Source organism: Komagataeibacter xylinus, from assembly GCF_031081985.1.
Classification (GTDB): domain Bacteria; phylum Pseudomonadota; class Alphaproteobacteria; order Acetobacterales; family Acetobacteraceae; genus Komagataeibacter; species Komagataeibacter xylinus_E.
The window spans coordinates 1-20,423 of record NZ_JARWSK010000010.1; the positions used below are offsets into that span (position 1 = coordinate 1).

The window sequence follows — 20,423 nt, forward strand, 5'->3', positions numbered from 1 at the left end:
CCCCATAAGGGTGGCTTTTTTTGTGCCCGAAATCTACCGTAGGAAACATATAGGAAACAGACGGAAAGGTAAGCCGGGCGCATTTTTGTCCGATTTTGCAATGGCGTGAAAGCGGGGAGGGTATTCCGTTGCCTGTTTCAGGGTATGATCCTGCGGTAATCCCCCGATTTTTAGTGGGGCGTTGAATGAGAATTCAGGCAGATGTTTTGAGGCTCAGGACCTATTAATTTATTGAACTGAGTGGGGTATTGTAATTCACAGGCTTACCGATGGAGGTTAGGCAGTGAGTGACGTGTTTTTGCTGTCTGAGAGCCAGATGGAACGGATCAGGCCGTTTTTCCCTCTGGCTCATGGGGTTTCGCGTGTGGATGACCGTCGTGTTCTGAGTGGGATCGTTTATGTGATCCGCAACGGTCTTCAGTGGAAAGACGCTCTGAAAGCGTATGGTCCGTACAAGACTTTGTATAATCGCTTCATCCGGTGGAGCCGCCTGGGCGTCTTTGACAGGATCTTTGTCGCCCTGACAGAACAGGCAGGCCGTTCGAAGCGTCTGATGATCGATGCGACACATCTCAAGGCGCACCGGACATCAGCCTCCCTGCTTAAAAAGGGGGTTTTCCCCGCCATATCGGACGCACGAAAGGCGGCCTGAATTCAAAACTCCATACCGTGTGCGATGGTCTGGGTCGGCCTGTCCGTCTTCATCTGACTACGGGACAGATCAGTGACTTCAAAGGGGCAGATGTTCTGCTGGCGCACCTGCCGGAAGAAACAGAAGAGGTCATCGGGGATCGGGGTTATTACAGCAACCGGATCAGACGATATCCTGTCGAACGGAACATTACCGCCTGCATTCCACCGAGGAAGAACCGGAAATCAAAGCCATCTTACAACTGGCACCTGTATAAAAAGCGCCACCTTATCGAAAACATGTTCGCAAAGTTGAAAGACTGGGGACGTGTAGCGACCAGATACGACCGCTGCGCTCATACAGTCATGTCTGCAATCCACATCGCAGCAAGCTTTATCTTCTATCTCAAAGAATGAGTCCTGAGCCTAAGCCTAACGACTAGAAGGATAAAGCGAAAAAACTTCACCTGCCACGTCGCAAATGCCAGATCGCTAAGGCACGGATCTTCATCCGATGATCAACGCCTGCATATCGGAGTTGATAACGTCTGTATGTATGGTGTGCGTCTCAGTCAGCATCGGTCGCCGGGCGCCCCCCTGTGGGTGACGGCGCAGCAGACTGAACCGAGGAAGGTGCTGACCTGCACGTACGCTTTCAGAGAGTTAGAGGCCGTCCATCCACGACCTCCTTCATGACAAAGAATGTTCGTGTCTGACGTACGCCTGGCAGGGCGATAAGGCGGCTGGCGTGAAATCTGTTGAAATCAGCCATATCCTTTACCCTGATTTTGAGAAAATAATCAAAATCTCCCGCTACAAGATAACAGTCCAGAATCGTCTTGATATTGTGTACGGCCTGTTCGAACAGACCGAAGCTGTCGGGCGTCGAGCGGTCAAGAACGACCCCGACGAGAGCGAGTGTACCAAAACCGAGCAGCGCCGGTTCGAGCTGTGCGCGGACATCGCGCACGTAACCATCTGCCATGAGTCGCTGTACGCGGCGATGACATGTCGCCGCGCTGATATTAGCCTCTTGTGCCAGTTCCGCATTGGGCATCCGGCCATTCTTTTGGAGCAGGCGCAGCAAGGATATGTCGATTCGGTCCACATTTTCCAGCATGAAAGGATCTTCCGATTTGAGTGATATTTTATGATCTATTTCTATGTAATTATCGATCATACAGGAAGAAGTTTGTATTATGTTGGACCAATAAGGAAGCACCATTCATAAGGAATGTGAGATAGTGCGGACGCAATCACTGAGGACCGTCCAGCCATCATGACGCCCTCGTCATTACGGAGTCCGCCCATGCTCAACCTCGACCGTTACGAACGCTATCCCCTGACTTTTGGCCCGACACCGATTGAGCACCTTACGCGCCTTTCGGATTTTCTTGGCGGCGATGTGAATATCTACGCCAAACGCGAAGACTGTAATTCGGGTCTGGCAATGGGTGGCAACAAGCTTCGCAAACTCGAATATATCGTGCCCGACGCTCTCGCATCAGGTGCCGATACGCTTGTGTCCATTGGTGGCGTGCAGTCCAACCATACCCGGCTGGTAGCGGCCGTCGCGGCAAAGATCGGCATGAAATGTCATGTGATCCAGGAAAGCTGGGTGCCGCATGATGACGCCGTCTATGACCGCGTCGGCAACATCCTCATGACACGGCTGATGGGCGCGAATTCCCAGCTTGTCGATGAGGGATTCGACGTAGGTATCCGCGATAGCTGGCTGAACGCGATGGAAGAGGTCAAGGCGAAGGGTGGCAAGCCTTACGCGATTCCGGCCGGCGCGTCTGTCCATAAATACGGCGGTCTCGGATATGTCGGGTTTGCCGAAGAAGTGCGCGCCCAGGAAGCGGAAATGGGCGTGAAGTTCGACTTCATCGTCGTCTGCACGGTTACGGGCTCGACACATGCAGGCATGGTCGTCGGTTTTGCCGACGATGGTCGTGCGCGGCAGGTCATCGGCATCGACGCCTCCTTCACGCCCAAGCCGGTCAAGGCCCAGGTGCTCGACATTGCGCAGAAGACCTCGGCTCTGGTCAACGGCCCTGCCATTGCGGGTGACGATATCATTCTGATGGAGGATTACGCTTACCCTGCCTACGGTGTGCCTTCGAAAGAGACCGTCGAGGCCATGCGCATTGCCGCACGAACCGAAGCGATGATTACCGATCCCGTTTACGAGGGCAAATCCATTCAGGGTCTGATTGACCTCGTGAAAAAGGGGTTCTTCCCCAAGGGCTCAAATGTTCTTTACGCCCATCTTGGCGGTACACCAGCCATCAACGGATACAGCTACACCTTCCGCAACGGCTGAGAACAAACGCGTCAAAGCGCGCCTGTGCATATTCGCATGGCGCGCTTTCTACCATCTCGTTGGAGACAAGAAGACTATCTGCAGGCTCGTACTGATCGTCATATATCAGACTTGCCTCGATCTTCCCCTGATAAGACATTATCAGGGGATAATTTACTTGTATTTTATTTGGTTTTTTCGTTCCAGATGTTTCACTGGCAGCGCTGTTGTATATTTAACCTGATTCAACGCGAAACTTGATCTGATGCTTGATACGCCGGGGATCTGCGTAAGAACCTCCAACATGAATTCCTGATAGCGAGGAATATCCTCAATGACGACGCGAAGAAGAAAATCTGCTTCTCCCGTCATGAGATAGCATTCCATCACTTCCGGCCGAGCCTGTACCGCCGAAATAAATACCTCCAGTGACTGCTTGTCCTGCTGCTGGAGAGAGACATGGACAAAAACATTCACTGCGAGACCGAGTCTGAGCGGATCGACAAGCATTACTGTTCTCTTGAACACGCCTTGCGCCTTCATGTCCGCAACCCGACGCCAGCATGGCGAGGGAGACAGGCCAACGCTTTCAGCGAGGTCGGCATTACTGATCTTTGCATTGTCCTGAAGGGCCTCAAGAATCTTGAGGATCGCGGTATCGAAACTCACGGATTGTATGGGAAATATTTTTCTTGAAAATGATGAAAACGAGTATTTTATACCCAATAAGAGCAAACATTGGGTAAATTGGAAAGGATTTTTCCGCTGAAATAAATACAATGCGCTTTACCATTTCCATCCTGAGATAGCGCCATGAATTCAAAGTCAGCCCAGACATCAATAGCCCCTCAGCCTGCCACCGTGGGGTAGCGACGTTTGTCTGGTTGGGCGTTATGGTTCTGCTATGGGGCGCGAGCTGGCCCGTGACAAAACTGGCGCTTGCAACGGTATCGCCCCTATGGCTTGCCGCAATCCGCTTTGGAAGCGCTGCCATATGTCTGTTTGCTTTCGTCTGGTGGAAAGGCCTGCTTGCCCGTCCACCTGTAGGCGACTGGCCGATTGTGGCCTCTATGGGCATGCTGCAAATGATGACCTTTACGGGGTTGGGTATGATTGCAATGACCAGGACTGATACCAGTCACGCGGTCCTGCTGGCCTATACGACACCTTTTTGGGGCATTCTGGTATCTTGGCTTGCATTTCGACAGACGCCGACACGTATGCAGTTTCTGGCACTGTTGGTAGGTTTGTCGGGAACAGCACTGATCTGCTCCCCTCTGGAGATGGACTGTAAGTATCCGACGAGGATCGCAGGCATGCGTTAGGCCGCCTGTGTATGAGTGGCGTGACGGGTGTTTTTCCAGTTCCAGGGACGCAGGTTGGGGAGCCGGGAGACGGGAATATCGTTGATCCGTCCGATGACATCAGCCAACCTGGCGTGGGAATCGACATCATTGAGTTTTGCAGTGACGATCAGGGAATACATGGCAGCTGCTCTCCTGCCGCTGCGGTCCGAACCCGCGAACAGCTAGGCCTTGCGTCCTACGGCGATGCCACGCAGGCTCCGTTCTGCCGCATTATTGGTCAGGCAGATCCGGCCATCATGGAGGAACGCCGTGAAGGTATCCGGTCGTCTGAGGATGTAGGCCATGGCCTGCGCGTCGGGCATGCGCCCAGCAGCCCGCCAGCGTTACGGGCGCAGGCTGCCGTCTCGGCTTTGCCAGGGCATTGTAGCTGGCGTAGGCATCGGCCTGCACGATGCCACTCCAGCCATCAAGGTGAGTGGCAGGATGCTCGCCCCTGCGATCGCGGGAGTAGCCGAACCAGGCAGCAGGAGGCGCCAGGCCGCCAAAGGGGCGGTCATCGCGCACATAGGTCCATAACCGCCCGATCACGGTACGACTGCTGGCCAGAACCGGTACGGTGGTATCATCGGCATGTACCCGTTTTCCAGCAAGGACATGATCTTTGATCAGTGCCGTCAGCGGTGCCAGTGTTGCGGTGCAGGCCCCCACCCAGCCAGCCAGGGTGGACGTATCCAACGCAATTCCTTCACGGGCAAAGGCTGCCGCCTGCCGGTTCAGGGGCTGCTGGTCCGCAAACTTCCCGACCAGGACAGAGGCCAGAAGGTGCGGTCCCGCCCGTCCGCGGACAAGGGGATGGAATGGGGCTGGCAGCTGGGTAATGGTCTCGCAGTCCCGACAGCTGCACTTCTCGCGTATTGTCTGGATAACCCTGAACCGGCGCGGAATGACCTCAAGGGTTTCCGTGATGCTCTCACCCAGTTTCGTCAGTCTTGCCAAGCCACAGCAGGGACACTGCGTTGGGGCGGGAATGACAACGCGCGCGCGGCAGGTCTGACGGAAGGGGTCTGCGTCCGGCATGGCGTTGTGGACCAAGATCAGTGACCGGGATCGCTGTGCCGGGGCCATTAGTTGGGTCATCCTCAGCCATGCCCGTTTCCAGGTCCTCCAGCTCGAGTTCAAGCTGGTCAAGCAGCTGTTTCCCACGTTCCGACGAGGCGCCATAACGGTCGTGCCGCATCTTCGCGATGATCAGCCTCAGATGGGTCACCATGGCTTCGGCTGCCGGACGGCCAGCCTCAGATGCCGCGAGAGCGGCCTGCAGATCACCGATTTTTCCGCGCACATCCTCCATGCCCCAAGAGAGCCATATTATCTGGTGGTGGGGTACTGGAATTCACCTGCCCATCCCTCAATTCTGCGCTAGCCCGCGACATCAGGCCGCCATGTCCGTTGCGGATGCCGCCAGTCGATGCCTTCAAGCAGGTAACCCAGTTGCGCAGGTGATAGCGCAACAACGCCCTCTGCGGGCGATGGCCAGATGAAGCGGCCTTTCTCCAGCTGTTTGGCATAGAGCGACATGCCCAGTCCATCGTGCCAAAGCACTTTCAGCAGAACTCCGCGCCGCCCCCGGAAGGCAAACAGGTCCCCCGCATGGGGATTGTGCCCCAGGGCCTCCTGAACCTTCAGGGCCAGACCTGGCATGTCGGTCGTACCCGTTGCCAGCCAGATTTGGACCCCGGAATGAACCGGGATCATGGCCGCAGCAGCATAATCAGGCGTTCAACCCTCTCGGGTGGAACATCGTGACCAAAACGCAGGATGCTGCCATCGTGGAATGTAATTTCCATCTGGCCTGGCGCCTGACCTTCCTGCGCAACCGGTTCTGCCAGTCTGACAGGCACAAGGGGTCCCTCTTCAGGCCGTCTGCTGCGCCGACGGCAGTCCTGCCGCCAGCGATAGAGAAGACTGACATGGATCCCATGCTGGCGTGCCACTTCACGAACGGGAAAGCCGCTTTCAAAAGAGGCTTTTACAACCCGGAAGCGAAAAGCGGGCGTATAGGCCCGGCGGCGTTCCCCCACAATCTCGATTGCTGCATGGTTTCTCCGGGCAGTCGCTGCGACCGTCTCGTGTTCATTCTCGATAAAATCGTCCATGCATAGAAGAGATATCCGGTCCAATCAGTCTACAAGGCGGCTTCTACCGGATGCGTACCATCAAGCTGTGGCTACCATCTTTTGTCGACAGAACCTAAGGAGAACCTGAACCGGAGAAAATTGCGGCAAGTTTGGCATTCCCTTTAATTAAGGGCTTTTTGACGATGCAGTCGATCCCGTGCATGCCTTGTTCTCATGGGCTAGTATGCGGCGAGAGGACTGGCCCGGTCAGGTTGTCATCCGGGTCGGGGCCGTGGCTGTGGGGCGGTGGCACGTCGCCTGTGGAGCGTGCGTTATGCAGGCCGGAATACTGTAGCGGGTCGACCGAGAACAGCGTGTCGGGCGCGGGCAGGCTGGCGGCGTTCCATCCTCCGCCGCAGGCCCGGATCAGGCCGACCTGCGCCTGCAGGTAACGGGTCTGGATCTCGGCCTGCTGGATGCGGGCATCAAGCGTGCTGACCTGCGCGATCAGCACATCGAGATAGGTGGCAAGGCCGCCTTTATACAGGTTCATGGTGATGTCCTGCGTCTGGCTGGCAGCCCCCACCGCGGCACGCAGGCGGCCGTTTTCACCATCAAGCCGGTTTGTGCGCGACAGGCCATCCTCCACATCGCGAAAGGCGTTGAGGATGGTCACGCGGTAATGGTCGCGCGTTTCGCGGTAGGCGGACCAGCTCTGCTGCAACTGCGCGCGCCGCAGCCCGCCCTCAAACACCGGCATGGTCACGGTGGCGCCATATGACCACATGCTGTTGGCCAGGTTGGCGAGGTTGAAGCCGTTATCATCAAACCCCCCGTTCATCTGGAAGGATACATGCGGGTAGAACGCCGCGCGCGCAATGCCGATGGCCCGGTTAGCCTGCGCCATCTGGCGCTCGCTCATGGCAATGTCGGGCCTGCGCTGCAACAGGTCCGATGGCAGGGGGGCGGACAGTGCGAAGCGGGTGGTATTGAGGCGGGCATCGGGCGCAATATGGAAGGATGAGGGGGCGACATTGACCAGAACCGCAACCGCATGCTCCATCACCTCGCGCTGGGCCTGAATGTCGAGCAGGCGGGCCTGCGTGGTGTAAAGCTGGTTCTGTGCGCGCGCCACATCCAGCCGGGAGGCCGCCTGATCCATCAGCCGGGTCTGGGTCACGCGCAGGGATTCCTCATAATAGCGGATCGACTGGGTATAGATCGCCGCCTGCGCATCCAGCCCGCGCAGGGTAAAGTAATCACTGGCCAGTTCGGCCTGCAGGCTTAGTCGTGCTGCGGCGTATTGCGCGGCCTGTTCCTGGGCATAATCCTTCTGCAGGCGCACGCGGTTGCGGATGGAGGACCAGAAATCCGGCTCCCACGAGGCCATGCCGCCATAGAACTCATCGGAATCCGTAATCGGCCCCTTGTAGCGGAACAGCCGCTCGGCCGAGCTTTTGTTGTTGCTGCCGCCAAAGGCCACGCCAAAATGCGGCAGCAGGTCGGCCCGGGCCTCGCTTACAATGGCGCGCGCCTGCAAAAAGCGCTCGCTGGCGGCCTGCAGGTCGCCGTTATGGGCCATGGCCGCCTCTTCCAGCGTATCCAGTTCCGGGTCGGCAAAACTCTGCCACCACTGCGCGGGAATGGCGTCATCCATCGGGTGGGCTACGCCAAACGGGGCCTGGCCCTGCCATGTGGCGGGAATGACGTAATGCGGCGCATGATAGGCGGGCGCAAGGTCGCACCCGGCCAGTGACAGCAGCGATATGGCGCAGGCAGCGCCCATGAACGTGGCGCGGTGAATGGTAGGGGCCATCATTCATCGTCCTTTTCATCGGTGTCGTTGCTGTATCCGGCAGCGGGCTGGACCACATGCACGCGCTCGCCTTCCAGCAGGTCGGCAGGCGGGTTGTCGATGATCCGGTCATCGGGGTTTATGCCCGAGAGGACCTGCGTTGCCCCATCACCCATGCGGCCTACCGTTATGTCATGGAAATGCGCGCGGCCCTGCCCATCCACAACCGCCACCTGCATGCCGTGCTCCTGAAACACCAGCGCGCCGGTGGGAATGCTCTGGTGGGCGGCCTGCTCGGGTGCGCTCAGGGTCACGGCGGCAAAGGTGCCGGGCCACAGGGCGTGGTCGGTGTTGTCGATCACGAATTCACTCACGCTGGTGCGGGTATCGGGGTCATAGCCGCCCGAGACGGTCAGGAACTTTGCCTCGAACGTGCGATCGGGGAACTGCGGCACCCGCACGCTTGCATGCAGGCCGGGCTGGAGGATGTAGGACATGTTCTCCGGTATCGACACAAACAGCCGCATCTGGTGCGTATCGGCCACGCTGAACAGTTCGCTGGCCGCCCCCGTGGCGTTCAGGTTGCCGCCGCCTTCATGCACGTAGTCGCCTACATTGATGTCACGCTCCGTCACCACGCCATCAAACGGGGCGACAATGACCTTGAAGCGCTCAAGGGCGGCGTAGCGGTCAAGGTTGTGGCGCGCGGCCTCAAGGTCAGCCGAGGCCGATTTCTCGTTGGCGTCCTGCACCGAGACCGACTGGCCCGATACCGCCTGTGATTTGCCCATCAGCCGCCAGCGCTGGGCTGTGACCACCGCAAGGTCGTATTTGGCCTGCGCGGACTGAAGGTCGGCCTGCGCCTGCGCAAACTGGGCATCAAGGCCGGGGGTATTGATCTCGGCCAGGACGTCGCCCGCCGCCACGCGGGCGCCATAGTCCTTGTACCACATATGCACGTAGCCCGAGGCCTGCGGGTAGATGGGGGCCTGGTACCATGCCTCGATCGTGCCGGGCAGGTCGAGGCTGACATGGCGGGCCTCCCTGCGTGGCGCTATGACCATGACATCGGGCACGGCGGCCTGTTCCGCATCATGGCGCAGGATGGTGGCATGGTGGATGCGCCCGGCCAGCAGGTAACCGCACCAGCCCACAAGGATCGTGGCGCCGGCCAGCATCAGCATCTTACGGGATTCCCGGGTGGACATCAGTTCAGTTCCTCGCGGTTGCGGGGGGCGCGGTTATGCAGGATTGCGTAAACACAGGGCACGAACAGAAGCGTGGACACGGTGGCCACCAGCAGCCCGCCAATCACGGCGCGGCCCAGCGGCGCGTTCTGCGAATTGCTCGTGGCCATGGGCACCATGCCGATCACCATGGCGAGTGCCGTCATCAGCACGGGGCGGATGCGGCCATAGCCCGCCTCGAGTGCTGCGCGCAGCGCGTCGCCATGCTCCTCGATCCGCTCCCGCGCGAAGGACACCACAAGGATGGAATTGGCAGTGGCCGTGCCCATGCACATGATTGCCCCCGTCAATGCCGGGACAGACAGGCGCGTATGGGTCAGGAACAGCGCCCAGGCGATGCCTGCAAGGGCCGCGGGCAGGGCTGAGATGATGATGAACGGGTCCAGCCAGGACTGGAAGTTGACCACGATGAGCAGGTAGATCAGCAGCACCGACACCACCAGCCCGAACACAAGCTCGATATAGGCATGGCGCATGGTCTCGGTCTGGCCGCGCACCACCACGGCGGCGGTGGAAGGCACCTTGTCGCGCGTCTGGTCCAGCACATGCTGCACGCCGGTGGTGACCTGCCCCAGATCCGCCCCCTCGGCGGAGACATAGATGTCGACCTCAGGCATGGAATTGAAGTGCGAGACCTGCCCCGGCGTGCCGGTGGCGCTGACATCGCTGATGCCGCCGAGCAACTGCATGTGCCGCCCCTGCGGGTCGCCATCGCCCTTGTCGACCGGAATGGTCATGAGGTTGTTGAAATGCGTTAGCTGGTCCTGCGAGACATAGACATTGAGCGGGAAGGTGATGCCTGTGGCCGGGTCGAGCCAGTATTGCGGGTCCACCGTCTGGCTGCCTGAAAGGGTCATGAGTTCGTTATTGGCAAGGTCCGCTTCAGTCATGCCGGTGGCCTGGCCGAAGGTGCGGTTGCCCTGCACGAACAGGGTCGGTGTCTTCATGGTCTGCTGGATCACGACATCAGCAGCACCCGGCACCCCGCGCAGGCGGTTTACGAGCAGGCGGGCGTAGTCGTAATTATCGCGCAGGTCGGGGCCGGAAATCTGCACGTCGATGGGGGCAGGGGAGCCAAAGTTCAGGATCTTGGCCGTGAGGTCGGCAGGCTGGAAGGTGAACACCGTGCCGGGAAAACGCACCGAAAGGTCACGGCGCAGGATGGCGCGGTCATCCCACACCGGGGTTTCCTCATCCTTGAGCGCTATGGTGATGTCGCAGTCCTGCGTGCCGATGGTGGGCGTGGGGATGAAGGCCTGGTTATGCGCGCCTTCGGGCAGGCCGCAGTTTTCGATCATGCTTTCCACCTTGCCGGGGAACAGCGCGTTGACCCGGTCCTCCACCAGCGAGGCCTCGCGGCCCGCCACCTCGATGCGGGTGCCAAGGGGGGCACGCATGTGCATCTGCAGCGTGCCGGACTTTGTTTCAGGAAAGAAGTCGCGCCCCGCGATCAGGTACAGCCCCAGCGAGCCAACCGATACGCCAAGGAATATGGCCACGAACCGCCCCCGCCGCGCGATGGCGCGCTCGAGCAGGGTGCCGTAGCGTTCACGAAAGGTGTTGAACCCGCGCTCGAAAGCCTGCTGGAAGCGCTCGGGCAGGCGTTTGGGGTATTGCAGGTTATGTACCTGCGGCTGGCAGTGGTGGGAATCCCCATGCCCCGCCACGCTGTGGCCGGCCAGCAGGTATTTGGCCATGGTGGGCACCAGCGTGCGCGAGAGGATGAACGACGCGATCATGGCGAAGATGATGGCCTCCGCCATGGGCATGAACAGCCAGCCCGCGACCCCGCTCAGGCCGAACAGCGGCAGCCAGACGATGCAGATGCACGTGGTGGCGACAAAGGTGGGGATGACGATCTGGTTGGCCGCATCAATGATGGCGGGTTCCAGCGTCTTGCCCATTTCAAGATGCGCGTCGATGTTCTCGATCATCACCGTGGCGTCATCGACCAGAATGCCGACCGCCAGTGCAAGCCCGCCCAGCGTCATGACATTGATGGTCTGCCCCGCCCAGTGCAGCCCGATGATGGCGCACAATATGGCCAGCGGAATGGAGGTGGCGATGATGACCGTGGGCCGCCATGAGCCCAGGAACAGCAGCACCACCATGCCGGTCAGGAAGGCTGCGGTGAGCATCTCGCGCACCACATCAAAAATGGAATCCTTCACGAACACCGAGGCATCGCCCAGAATGCTCACTTTGACATCGGGCGGTAGCAGTTTCTGGATGCGTGGCAGGAGCGCCTTGGCGCCTGCCACCACATCGAGCGTCGAGGCGTCGCCACTTTTCATGACCACGATCTCGACCCCCTGCTTGCCCTTGACCAGCACAAGGTTGGTCTGCGGGTGGCCGCCACGATAGACCTCGGCCACGTCGTGCACATAGATCACGGCATTGCCCACGCGCTTGACCGGAATATCGCCCAGTTCCTTCATGGAGCGCGGAGTGGCGTTGGTCTGCACCATCCAGTCGGTGGCCGCGATTTTCTGGTCGCCCGCGGGCAGCACGATATTCTGCCCGCGCAGGGCGTTCTGCACATCCATGGCCGAGAGGTGATGCGCCTGAAGCTGCTGCTGGTTCAGCGCCACCATGACAAAACTGTCCATGCCGCCATAGGCCTGTGGCACTACCGCACCCGGTACGGTCACGAGCAGCGGCCGCACGCGGATCATGGCCAGCTTGAACAGGTCGGACGGAGTCTGTTTATCTGATGTGACCTGAAGCGTGAGCACCGGCACGGATGAGGCATCAAGGCTCATGACCATGGGCGAGGGGATGTTCTCGGGCAGCTGCTTGATCACCGTCTGGGAAATGGCGGTGACTTCGGCCTCGGCCTTGCCAATATCGGTGCCGGGCTGGAAGTATATGTTGACGATGCCGCGCCCGTAATACGAACTGCTTTCCATATGCTCAATGCCCTCGACAGTCGAGGTCACCATCAATTCGTAATTATAGATGATCCGGCCCGCGAATTCCTCAGGCAACATGCCGCCATAGGTCCAGACGACGGACACGACCGGAATGCGGATATTGGGGAACACATCCGTCGGCGTACGCCATACCGACATGATGCCAAAGACCACGATCAGGATCGAAAGCACCACAAAGGTATAGGGCCGACGTAGTGCAGTGACTACGATGGCATTCATGGGATGTATAATTCCCTGTATCACGAAGAACCGCATAAGTGTAAGCATGCGGTTTTATTGCGTTGATGGCATTCCTGACTGCCATATGTGCCCGAAAACGGCGCATGATGGCTTCATGCAGGCCGGATTGCTCCTGCGGGCAGGCGCAGGTCAGGAATATTCAGGCAGCACAGGGGGCATGACAGGGACACTCCAGCAGGATGGGTGATGGACGGACCCGCATGAATCTGCGGGCTGTGCCTGAACGACAGATACAGCGTTTTTTTACAAAGTATGAACAGATAAGATTTAAAATAATTTTCATTACAAATCAGTATATTTTTTATTTTAAGTATTTAATGAACTGATATTTATATTTCAATGAAATTAATTTTATTATGAAACTTTTATTGTATTGATGCGAAAGAGCATGCTGTCATGAAAACGCCGCTTGAAAAAAATGCGGCACAGAGAACGCCGAAAGGATCGTGAGGCTCCTGGCCGCTCACGTGGGGGCTTTGGCACCAGGGTCTGCGTAGCCGCGGGCAGTCATGGCAGGGCACTGTCCTTCACGCTGTCACCTGGACAAGCGCACGAACTGCCGTGCGCCTACGCCCTGCCACATCCACCAATCCATGTCGTCTGCGATCGTGGGTATGCCTCACATGAATTTCGTGAAGATCTTTGGAGCCGCAGATCTCGTCCTGTCATCCCTCCAAGGAGGAATGATCCAGAAGTCGCCTGTCCCGGATGGGCTTACAGACATCGGCATCTGGTCGAAAACCTGTGGGTAAGGCTCAAGGAGTGGCGGGCTGTCGCGACCCGATACGAAAAGACAGCTGCGTCCTTTTTCTCCGTCATCCTCATCGCGGCTACAGCAGACTATATCAAGGCCTAAAAGGCCCTAGAAGCTCCATGCGGGTCACGCTTCAAACCCCCGGCAATACTGCCGGGGGAGTGTGGAAGCACGGGTTGGTGTTCAGTAAAATAAACTCCCGTCACCATAAAAGCGCGTCAGACCGGATTTTGAAAAAAATCTGGGGAAATGGCGCGTTTCAGGGCGGTAAAATAAGAGTCTCTGAATTGTCTGCTCATGGGGGCGTCGGGAATGAACACGTCAAAGACGTGATAGGCACCGGGAACGACACAGATCTCCGTCGGCACGCCAGCGGCCATCAGGCGCCGGGCATATTCCAGATCCTCGTCCAAAAACAGGTCCAGGGACCCTACGCCGATATAGGCAGGCGGCAGGCCTGTCAGGTCCGTTGCACGAAAGGCCGCGGCATATTCTGAAATGCCTGCGCTTCCGGGCGTTTTACCAAGATAGGCGTTCCATGCGTAATGATTGGCGGAACGCGTCCAGATATATTCGCCCAAGGCAGGCGATGGCATGAGTGTTGTTCCGGTCCGGTCATCGAGCATGGGATAAATCAGCAGTTGGAAAAGGACTTTGATTTCCGCCCGATCGCGTGCCAGCAGGGCAAGGCAGGCTGTCAGGCCGCCGCCCGCGCTATCTCCGCCAATAATCAGGCGGTTCCGGTCAATTCCAAGGTCGGTCGCATGATCATGTGCCCATTTCAGGGCGGCATAACAATCCTCGATTGCCGCAGGGTAGGGGGCTTCTGGCGCCAGACGGTAATCAACCGAGAAAATGACCAGCCCCAGTTCGCTGGCCATCTGCCGGCAGCGTGCATCATCGACTTCCGGTGTGCCGCTTACGATCCCGCCACTATGGATATAGACCAGAGCAGGGGCATTCGGGTGAGGGGCCATGGGTCTGTAGGTTACAACCGGAACGGCCGGTGCGCCCACCGGCCCGGGCACGTGGCCTTCCTCAACCCTGACGTCAGGATATTCGGTAACCTTGACGCTGCGGATGGCTGAAATGAATGCCCTGCGGGTCTCGTCCAGGGTCTCATCTGCAAGACCATCAAAGGAGGGCAGGACTTTCAGGGTCGCTCGAAATTCCGGTGCGACGGGATTGTGAGGCATGACAGGTTCTCCGCATTATCTTTTCCTTACGATAGAAGGCATCGGATCAGCAGCATCATCACGTCCAACTGATTGAACAAAAAGTGTTATTCAGGGTATTCAGGCTTATGAATCCGGGGGTAGTGCATGCAGGCGCATTGTTTCATGCTACAATATGCTTGTATGCGTTTTTTGTATTTATTTTTATTCACCTATATTTTATCTCATTAATCAATTAAGGTGTCTGAAATCATATATGCTAAGCACCCATCGTCACAATCACATGTAAATACCAAGCATAGGACAAATAAAATGCCTATTGATCAGATGCGTAAGAACATGTCGGAAAATGCGGGCTTCATCGCGGCCCTTGACCAGAGTGGAGGGTCCACGCCGGGCGCGCTGCGGCATTACGGCATACCCGATAGCGCCTACAGCACCGATGCCCAGATGTTTGCCCTGATGCATGAAATGCGGGTCCGGGTCATTACCGCCCCGGCCTTTACGGGCAGGAAGATCCTTGCTGCCATCCTGTTCGAGCAGACCATGAACGGACTGGTCAACGATACGCCGGTCCCCACCTATCTGTGGCAGGAAAAGGGGGTTGTCCCGTTCCTTAAGGTGGACAAGGGGCTGGAGGCTGAAGCAGGTGGCGTGCAGATGATGAAGCCCATTCCCACCCTTGAAGTCATGCTGGATCAGGCGGTCAGCAAGGGCATTTACGGCACGAAGGCGCGCTCGGTCATCCGCCTGGCCGAACGCGAGGGCGTCGCTGCCATCGTAAAGCAGCAGTTCACCCTGGCCGAACAGATTGCAGCGCGCGGTCTTGTGCCCATCATGGAGCCTGAGGTCTTGATCAAAAGTCCGGACAAAGCAGGTGCGGAAGCCCTGCTGCATGATGAACTGCACCGTGGGCTGGATGCGCTGCCGGGTGACTATCAGGTGATGATCAAGGTCTCGATCCCTGAAAAGGCTGATCTGTATCTTGACCTGATCAAGCACCCGCGCGTGCAGCGCGTGGTGGCGCTGTCCGGTGGGTACCCGCGTGATGAAGCCTGCCAGCGACTGGCGGCCAACCACGGCATGATCGCCAGCTTCTCGCGCGCGCTGCTTGAAGACCTGCGCTACACCATGACAGATGCGGATTTTGATGCAGCCCTTGCAAAATCCATCGACCAGATCTTCAAGGCTTCGACGCAGAAGGTCTGATACCCGTCCTTTTTTATCTCAGACAGAAAACGGCTTCCGGAATGAACCGGAAGCCGTTTTTGGTTCTCCTGCCATCCCGTTTCAGGTAGATGGACGTGTGGATGCTTTTGCGTCCTGCGGCATGGAACGCGCGCCAAGGTCGCGCAAGGGCCAGCCGGCAAGCAGGTGCGATTCAATATTTTCCAGCGAAACCCCTTTTGTTTCCGGCACGTAAAACAGCGTGATGGCGATAAACAGGGCATTCATGCCAGCAAACAGCCAGAAGGTATGGGCTTCCCCCAATGTGTCGAGCACGCTGAGGAATGTATTGCTGACCGCCCAGTTGGTTGCCCAGTTGGTAAAGGTAGAGCAGACAATGCCAAAGTCACGCCCGCGCAAGGGCTGGATTTCGGCGCACAGTGTCCAGACCAGTGGTCCGGCCCCAATGGCAAACCCCAGCACGAACACCAGCAGCGAACCGACCATGGCGATCTGGGCTGTGGTATCATGGCCACCATATTCAACCAGGCCACCAGCCAGCAGCATGCTGCCTGTCATGATGGCGCAGCTGAGCAGCAGCAGCGGCCGGCGACCCCAGCGGTCAACCGTCACGATCGCGACGCATGTGGCAACAAGGTTGATCAGGCCGATCAGCGCCGTGGCCCAGCCTGCGGCGGATGCGCCAAAATCGGCGGCCTGAAAGACTTTGGGCGCGTAATACATCAGCACATTGATGCCGGTCAGTTGCTGCATGATCTGCAACACGATACCCAACCCGACCGAGCGGCGGAAGTTGGCGTTGTTGCGGAAAAACGAAAACCCTTCCGACCGGCCCCGGGTCAGTTCCGTGGCAATATCGGATATTTCCTGGTCCGCCTGCTGCGGGCTTGGCCGCAGGTAACGCATCACCGTGCGGGCACGCAGCTTTTCTCCCCGCATCATGAGCCAGCGCGGGCTGTCCGGCAGGAACAGGCAGCCGATGAGGAAGACGGTCGCGGGCACTGTCATGAGTCCCAGCATCCACCGCCAGTGCGCGCCATTCGCCAGCACCCCATCGGTCACGTAGGACAGGAAGATGCCGCCCGTCATCATCAACTGGTAACACGCGATCATCGACCCGCGCTGCGCTACCGCCGAGACTTCGGATATGTAGAGCGGCGCCGTAAAGGCCGCGATCCCCACCGCGAATCCCAGGAAAATCCGGCCGATGATGAGAACGGCGACGGATGGGGCCAACGCGCTGACCAGGGAGCCGAGCAGAAAAAGAATGGACGATCCCAGCAATGCACGCCTGCGCCCAAAGCGGAACGAGATTGTCCCGGCGATCAGCGAGCCCACAGCCGCCGCCGCCATCATGGAGGAGACAATCCATTCCTGCATGCGTGGCGATGCATCAAAATCCGTGCCAATAAAGCGCAGCGCGCCCGCAATCACCCCGGTATCCAGCCCGAACATGAGACCGGCAAGGGCTGCCAGAACCCCCACCACAATGGCATGTCCCGTCGTTGGCGTGGCAGGAGAGGTGGCCTGCCCCTGTGGACCGGCATGTGTCATGGCGCGGGAAACCAGATCGTCTTCGGGCATGCGTGACACCTTTTCTTGTTATTTATTGGGATGCGGCTGTTCCGCTACATGATGAATGGGAAAGGTCCGGCCCGACCAGCATGAACGGTCGGGTCATTACAGACGCTGACATGCATGCATCAATGCATGGATTGCCCCCTGCTGAACAACAGATATGAACCCGGTCGCCAACATTTTTCTGTGACCCGGATATCTAGAATTTTTATATAAATCGAAGAAAATCCTGATAACGGCGACAAAGGGCCATTCGTCAGGCCCAATATCCGTCACTTTCAATGTTCTGGACGGAAAAATGCTTCATGGAAAGATATCTTGAACGTTATATGTGCAAACCGTATTGCAGATATAAGTAACAGAATCGATCCTGTCATAAGAACTGCGCGACGGATTGAATCGACTCCGTGAACATATTGTGTTTCTACATATGTTATATCCATAAACTTAAAAAACATTCGATTCAGGCTCTCTGTTATTTCTTCAATATGCGACCCTGCACATATTTTTGTGTGCCAGAGCAATATCCAAGCCAGTTTCGGGGTGTCTGGCACGGTCCATGCGCCCATGCGTTTCAGTCCCCTGAATTCTGTAAAAAACGGCGGTTAACGGCAAATTTTCAGGATATGAAATATCTTGTCACATTCCCATAGCAGCATATAAAAAATGTATGCCTATGCGTAGAAAGAATAAATGCGTATCAAGAACTCGTGAATGAGCGAGGCTGGCCTTAGGGCAGAATTGGGACTTCAATGCAGGAACTGCCGCGCCGGACATGACGGCCTGTTCCATGTGAATGAACCGCAGGACTGAATCAATTACATCCAGCCCTCGGGTTATATTGGAAAGATGTCAGCGCATCAGTCCCTGTACTGTCACGGATGGCAGCAGGGTAATGGATCTCGGCACAGATATGTGACGTACGTGACATGCGGGCATGACAGGATGAAAGCCGTCCCTTCATGCAGTTTCATGTAACGCCCGGAAATCACAGGGCTGGCCGTGACAATGGAGGACGGTTTTCATGCGTTCATTATTTCCCTGTCCCGTATGGGCACCCGATGGTGCCGGCACTGCACGGGTGGATATTGATACCCTGTGCATCAATACAATCCGTACACTGGCTATGGATGCGGTGCAGAAAGCCAATTCCGGCCACCCGGGCACGCCCATGGCGCTGGCCCCGCCAGCCTATGCGTTGTGGCGCGAGGTTCTGAACTACGATCCCGCCAATCCCCTGTGGCCCAACCGCGACCGCTTCGTGCTGTCGATCGGCCATGCCTCCATGTTGCTGTATTCGCTGATCTACCTTGCCGGTATCCGTGATGTGAAAGACGGGCGCGTTCTGGCCAACCAGCCTTCGCTGACCCTGGCGGATATCGAGCAGTTCCGCCAGCTCAATTCCCGCACGCCGGGTCACCCGGAATACGGCCATACCGCAGGCGTCGAGACCACGACCGGCCCGCTGGGGCAGGGGTGTGGCAATTCCGTCGGCATGGCCATCGCCCAGAAATGGCTGGCCGCGCATTTCAACAGACCCGGCTTCGACCTGTTCAGCTATCACACCTACACATTCTGCGGTGATGGCGACAACATGGAAGGCGTGTCCAGCGAGGCCGCATCCATCGCGGGCCACCTGAAGCTGGGGAACCTGACATGGATCTATGACAGCAACCATATTTCCATCGAGGGCAATACCCGCATCGCCTTTACCGAAAGCGTGCATAAACGCTTCGAGGCTTATGGCTGGCATGTGCTGGAACTCAAGGATGCGAACGATACGGCTGATTTCCGCCGCCTGCTGGCTGAAGCCAAGGCGGAAACATCCCGGCCGACGCTGATCATCGTGCATTCCATCATCGGTTGGGGCTCGCCGCACAAGGCAGGCACGGCTGCGGCGCATGGCGCGCCCCTGGGGGTGGAAGAAATACGCGAAACCAAGAAATTCTATGGCTGGCCGGAAGATAAAAGCTTCTATGTTCCCCAAGGCGTGCCCGAACACTTTCAGCACGGCATCGCCACGCGCGGAGCCACCGCCAGCAAGGCATGGTATGATCTGCTGGCCCGTTACCGCACGGCGCACCCCGACCTTGCGGCTGAACTTGACCTGATCTTGGCCGGAAAGCTGCCCGAAGGCTGGGACCGCCAGATCAGCGATTTCCCTGCGGATGCGAAGGGTCTTGCCTCCCGCGCCAGCTCCGCAACCGTGCTCAATCAGGTCGCCGTCAGCTACCCGTGGATGATTGGCGGGTCAGCCGATCTGTCGCCCTCCACCAAGACGCACCTGACATTCGATGGGGCCGGTGATTTCCAGCCCCCGCAATGGGGTGGAACCTATGGCGGGCGCAACCTGCACTTTGGCGTGCGGGAACATGCCATGGGGTCGATCTGCAACGGGCTGGCGCTGTCCTATCTGCGGCCCTACTGCTCCGGCTTCTTCATCTTTTCCGATTACATGAAGCCGCCCATCCGCCTTGCCGCACTCATGAAGCTGCCGGTGCTGTATATTTTCACCCATGATTCCATCGGGGTGGGGGAAGATGGTCCGACCCATCAGCCGGTCGAACAACTGGCGCAGCTTCGCGCCACGCCGGGTGTCACCCTGATCCGCCCGGCGGACGCCAATGAGGTGGCCGAGGCCTGGCGCACCCTTGTCCCGCTGCGCGACCGGCCCACCGTTCTGGTGCTGACCCGCCAGAACCTGCCCACACTCTGCCGCAAGACCTATGCCCCGGCCACCGGTCTGGCCAAGGGGGCCTATGTGCTGGCTGACAGCAGCCCCGGCACGCCTGATGTCATCCTTATGGCAACGGGTAGCGAGGTCGGGCTGATCGTGAAGGCTTTCGAACAGCTCAAGGCCGCAGGGGTCAAGGTCCGCATCGTCTCCATGCCGTCATGGGATCTGTTCGAGGCCCAGCCCCGGTCCTACCGCGACAGCGTGCTGCCGCCCGATGTGACTGCTCGCGTGGCGGTGGAACAGGCTGCCCGCCTAGGGTGGGAACGCTATGTCGGCCTGCAGGGGGCGACCATCGTCATGCATGGCTTCGGCGCGTCTGCCCCGGCGGGTGAACTCGAGGTCAAATTCGGCTTCACGGTGGACGCCGTCCTGACCGAAGCCCGCAAACAGCTTGCCGCCCGGCGCTGACCGCCTGCC

The 20,423-nt window shown here is 58.2% G+C and carries 15 protein-coding genes and 1 pseudogene; 6 read left to right on the plus strand and 10 right to left on the minus strand.

Translation table 11 applies throughout. The features are described from left to right. Positions 1 to 283: 283 nt before the first annotated feature. Positions 284 to 1,047, plus strand: a protein-coding gene (locus QEG70_RS15795) for an IS5 family transposase (RefSeq protein ID WP_308721494.1) whose coding sequence is annotated in 2 segments (ribosomal slippage) — positions 284 to 617 and positions 617 to 1,047 — 765 coding nt in all. Because the reading frame shifts where the segments join, the coding sequence is not laid out codon by codon here. A gap of 238 nt (positions 1,048 to 1,285) precedes the next feature. On the opposite strand, the gene QEG70_RS15800 is transcribed toward QEG70_RS15795, so the two are convergent. Next, positions 1,286 to 1,750, minus strand: a complete 465-nt coding sequence (locus tag QEG70_RS15800) for an Lrp/AsnC family transcriptional regulator (protein ID WP_308721495.1) — start codon at positions 1,748 to 1,750, stop codon at positions 1,286 to 1,288. Between the two features lie 189 nt (positions 1,751 to 1,939). Here QEG70_RS15800 and QEG70_RS15805 point away from each other — a divergent pair, with 189 nt between their 5' ends. Continuing rightward, the gene (locus QEG70_RS15805; RefSeq protein WP_308721496.1) at positions 1,940 to 2,956 is read left to right on the plus strand and encodes a 1-aminocyclopropane-1-carboxylate deaminase; all 1,017 of its coding nucleotides are present in this window, start codon (positions 1,940 to 1,942) and stop codon (positions 2,954 to 2,956) included. Between the two features lie 153 nt (positions 2,957 to 3,109). On the opposite strand, the gene QEG70_RS15810 is transcribed toward QEG70_RS15805, so the two are convergent. Continuing rightward, positions 3,110 to 3,604 (minus strand): Lrp/AsnC family transcriptional regulator, encoded by a 495-nt coding sequence (locus tag QEG70_RS15810; protein WP_308721497.1) that lies wholly within the window; start codon positions 3,602 to 3,604, stop codon positions 3,110 to 3,112. Between the two features lie 224 nt (positions 3,605 to 3,828). Here QEG70_RS15810 and QEG70_RS15815 point away from each other — a divergent pair, with 224 nt between their 5' ends. Then, on the plus strand, positions 3,829 to 4,260 hold the full coding sequence (locus QEG70_RS15815) for a DMT family transporter (RefSeq protein ID WP_308721498.1): 432 nt from the start codon (positions 3,829 to 3,831) through the stop codon (positions 4,258 to 4,260). Here QEG70_RS15815 and tnpC read toward each other — a convergent pair. The 6 genes and pseudogenes from tnpC to QEG70_RS15845 all read right to left on the minus strand — a co-directional run bounded on the left by tnpC (position 4,257) and on the right by QEG70_RS15845 (position 12,553). Continuing rightward, positions 4,257 to 5,593, minus strand: a pseudogene (tnpC, locus tag QEG70_RS15820) (IS66 family transposase). The gene QEG70_RS15815 and the pseudogene tnpC sit on opposite strands and share 4 nt — an antisense overlap. 68 nt (positions 5,594 to 5,661) lie before the next feature. Then, positions 5,662 to 5,997, minus strand: coding sequence for an IS66 family insertion sequence element accessory protein TnpB (gene tnpB / locus QEG70_RS15825; RefSeq protein ID WP_308721499.1), 336 nt, complete (start codon positions 5,995 to 5,997; stop codon positions 5,662 to 5,664). Further along, on the minus strand, positions 5,994 to 6,398 hold the full coding sequence (tnpA, locus tag QEG70_RS15830) for an IS66-like element accessory protein TnpA (protein WP_308721500.1): 405 nt from the start codon (positions 6,396 to 6,398) through the stop codon (positions 5,994 to 5,996). Before tnpA ends, tnpB begins: the two co-directional genes overlap by 4 nt. Before the next feature lie 193 nt (positions 6,399 to 6,591). Beyond that, complete coding sequence (locus QEG70_RS15835; RefSeq protein WP_308721501.1) at positions 6,592 to 8,178, minus strand: efflux transporter outer membrane subunit; 1,587 nt, start codon at positions 8,176 to 8,178, stop codon at positions 6,592 to 6,594. Next, a complete protein-coding gene (locus QEG70_RS15840) occupies positions 8,175 to 9,362 on the minus strand; it encodes an efflux RND transporter periplasmic adaptor subunit (protein WP_308721502.1) in 1,188 nt (395 codons plus the stop codon). Before QEG70_RS15840 ends, QEG70_RS15835 begins: the two co-directional genes overlap by 4 nt. Further along, the gene (locus QEG70_RS15845; RefSeq protein WP_308721503.1) at positions 9,362 to 12,553 is read right to left on the minus strand and encodes an efflux RND transporter permease subunit; all 3,192 of its coding nucleotides are present in this window, start codon (positions 12,551 to 12,553) and stop codon (positions 9,362 to 9,364) included. Before QEG70_RS15845 ends, QEG70_RS15840 begins: the two co-directional genes overlap by 1 nt. Positions 12,554 to 12,992: 439 nt before the next feature. Here QEG70_RS15845 and QEG70_RS17000 point away from each other — a divergent pair, with 439 nt between their 5' ends. Beyond that, positions 12,993 to 13,430, plus strand: coding sequence for a transposase (locus QEG70_RS17000; RefSeq protein WP_374762622.1), 438 nt, complete (start codon positions 12,993 to 12,995; stop codon positions 13,428 to 13,430). A 116-nt stretch (positions 13,431 to 13,546) separates the two neighbouring features. On the opposite strand, the gene QEG70_RS15850 is transcribed toward QEG70_RS17000, so the two are convergent. Next, positions 13,547 to 14,524 (minus strand): alpha/beta hydrolase, encoded by a 978-nt coding sequence (locus QEG70_RS15850; protein WP_308721504.1) that lies wholly within the window; start codon positions 14,522 to 14,524, stop codon positions 13,547 to 13,549. A gap of 291 nt (positions 14,525 to 14,815) precedes the next feature. Between QEG70_RS15850 and QEG70_RS15855 the strand changes: the two genes are divergently transcribed. Next, positions 14,816 to 15,712, plus strand: coding sequence for a fructose bisphosphate aldolase (locus tag QEG70_RS15855; protein WP_308721505.1), 897 nt, complete (start codon positions 14,816 to 14,818; stop codon positions 15,710 to 15,712). 81 nt (positions 15,713 to 15,793) lie between these two features. Here QEG70_RS15855 and QEG70_RS15860 read toward each other — a convergent pair whose 3' ends face one another. After that, positions 15,794 to 17,275, minus strand: a complete 1,482-nt coding sequence (locus QEG70_RS15860) for a sugar porter family MFS transporter (RefSeq protein WP_308721506.1) — start codon at positions 17,273 to 17,275, stop codon at positions 15,794 to 15,796. 1,018 nt (positions 17,276 to 18,293) lie between these two features. Here QEG70_RS15860 and tkt point away from each other — a divergent pair. Continuing rightward, positions 18,294 to 20,414, plus strand: coding sequence for a transketolase (tkt, locus tag QEG70_RS15865; protein WP_308721507.1), 2,121 nt, complete (start codon positions 18,294 to 18,296; stop codon positions 20,412 to 20,414). Positions 20,415 to 20,423: the final 9 nt, after the last annotated feature.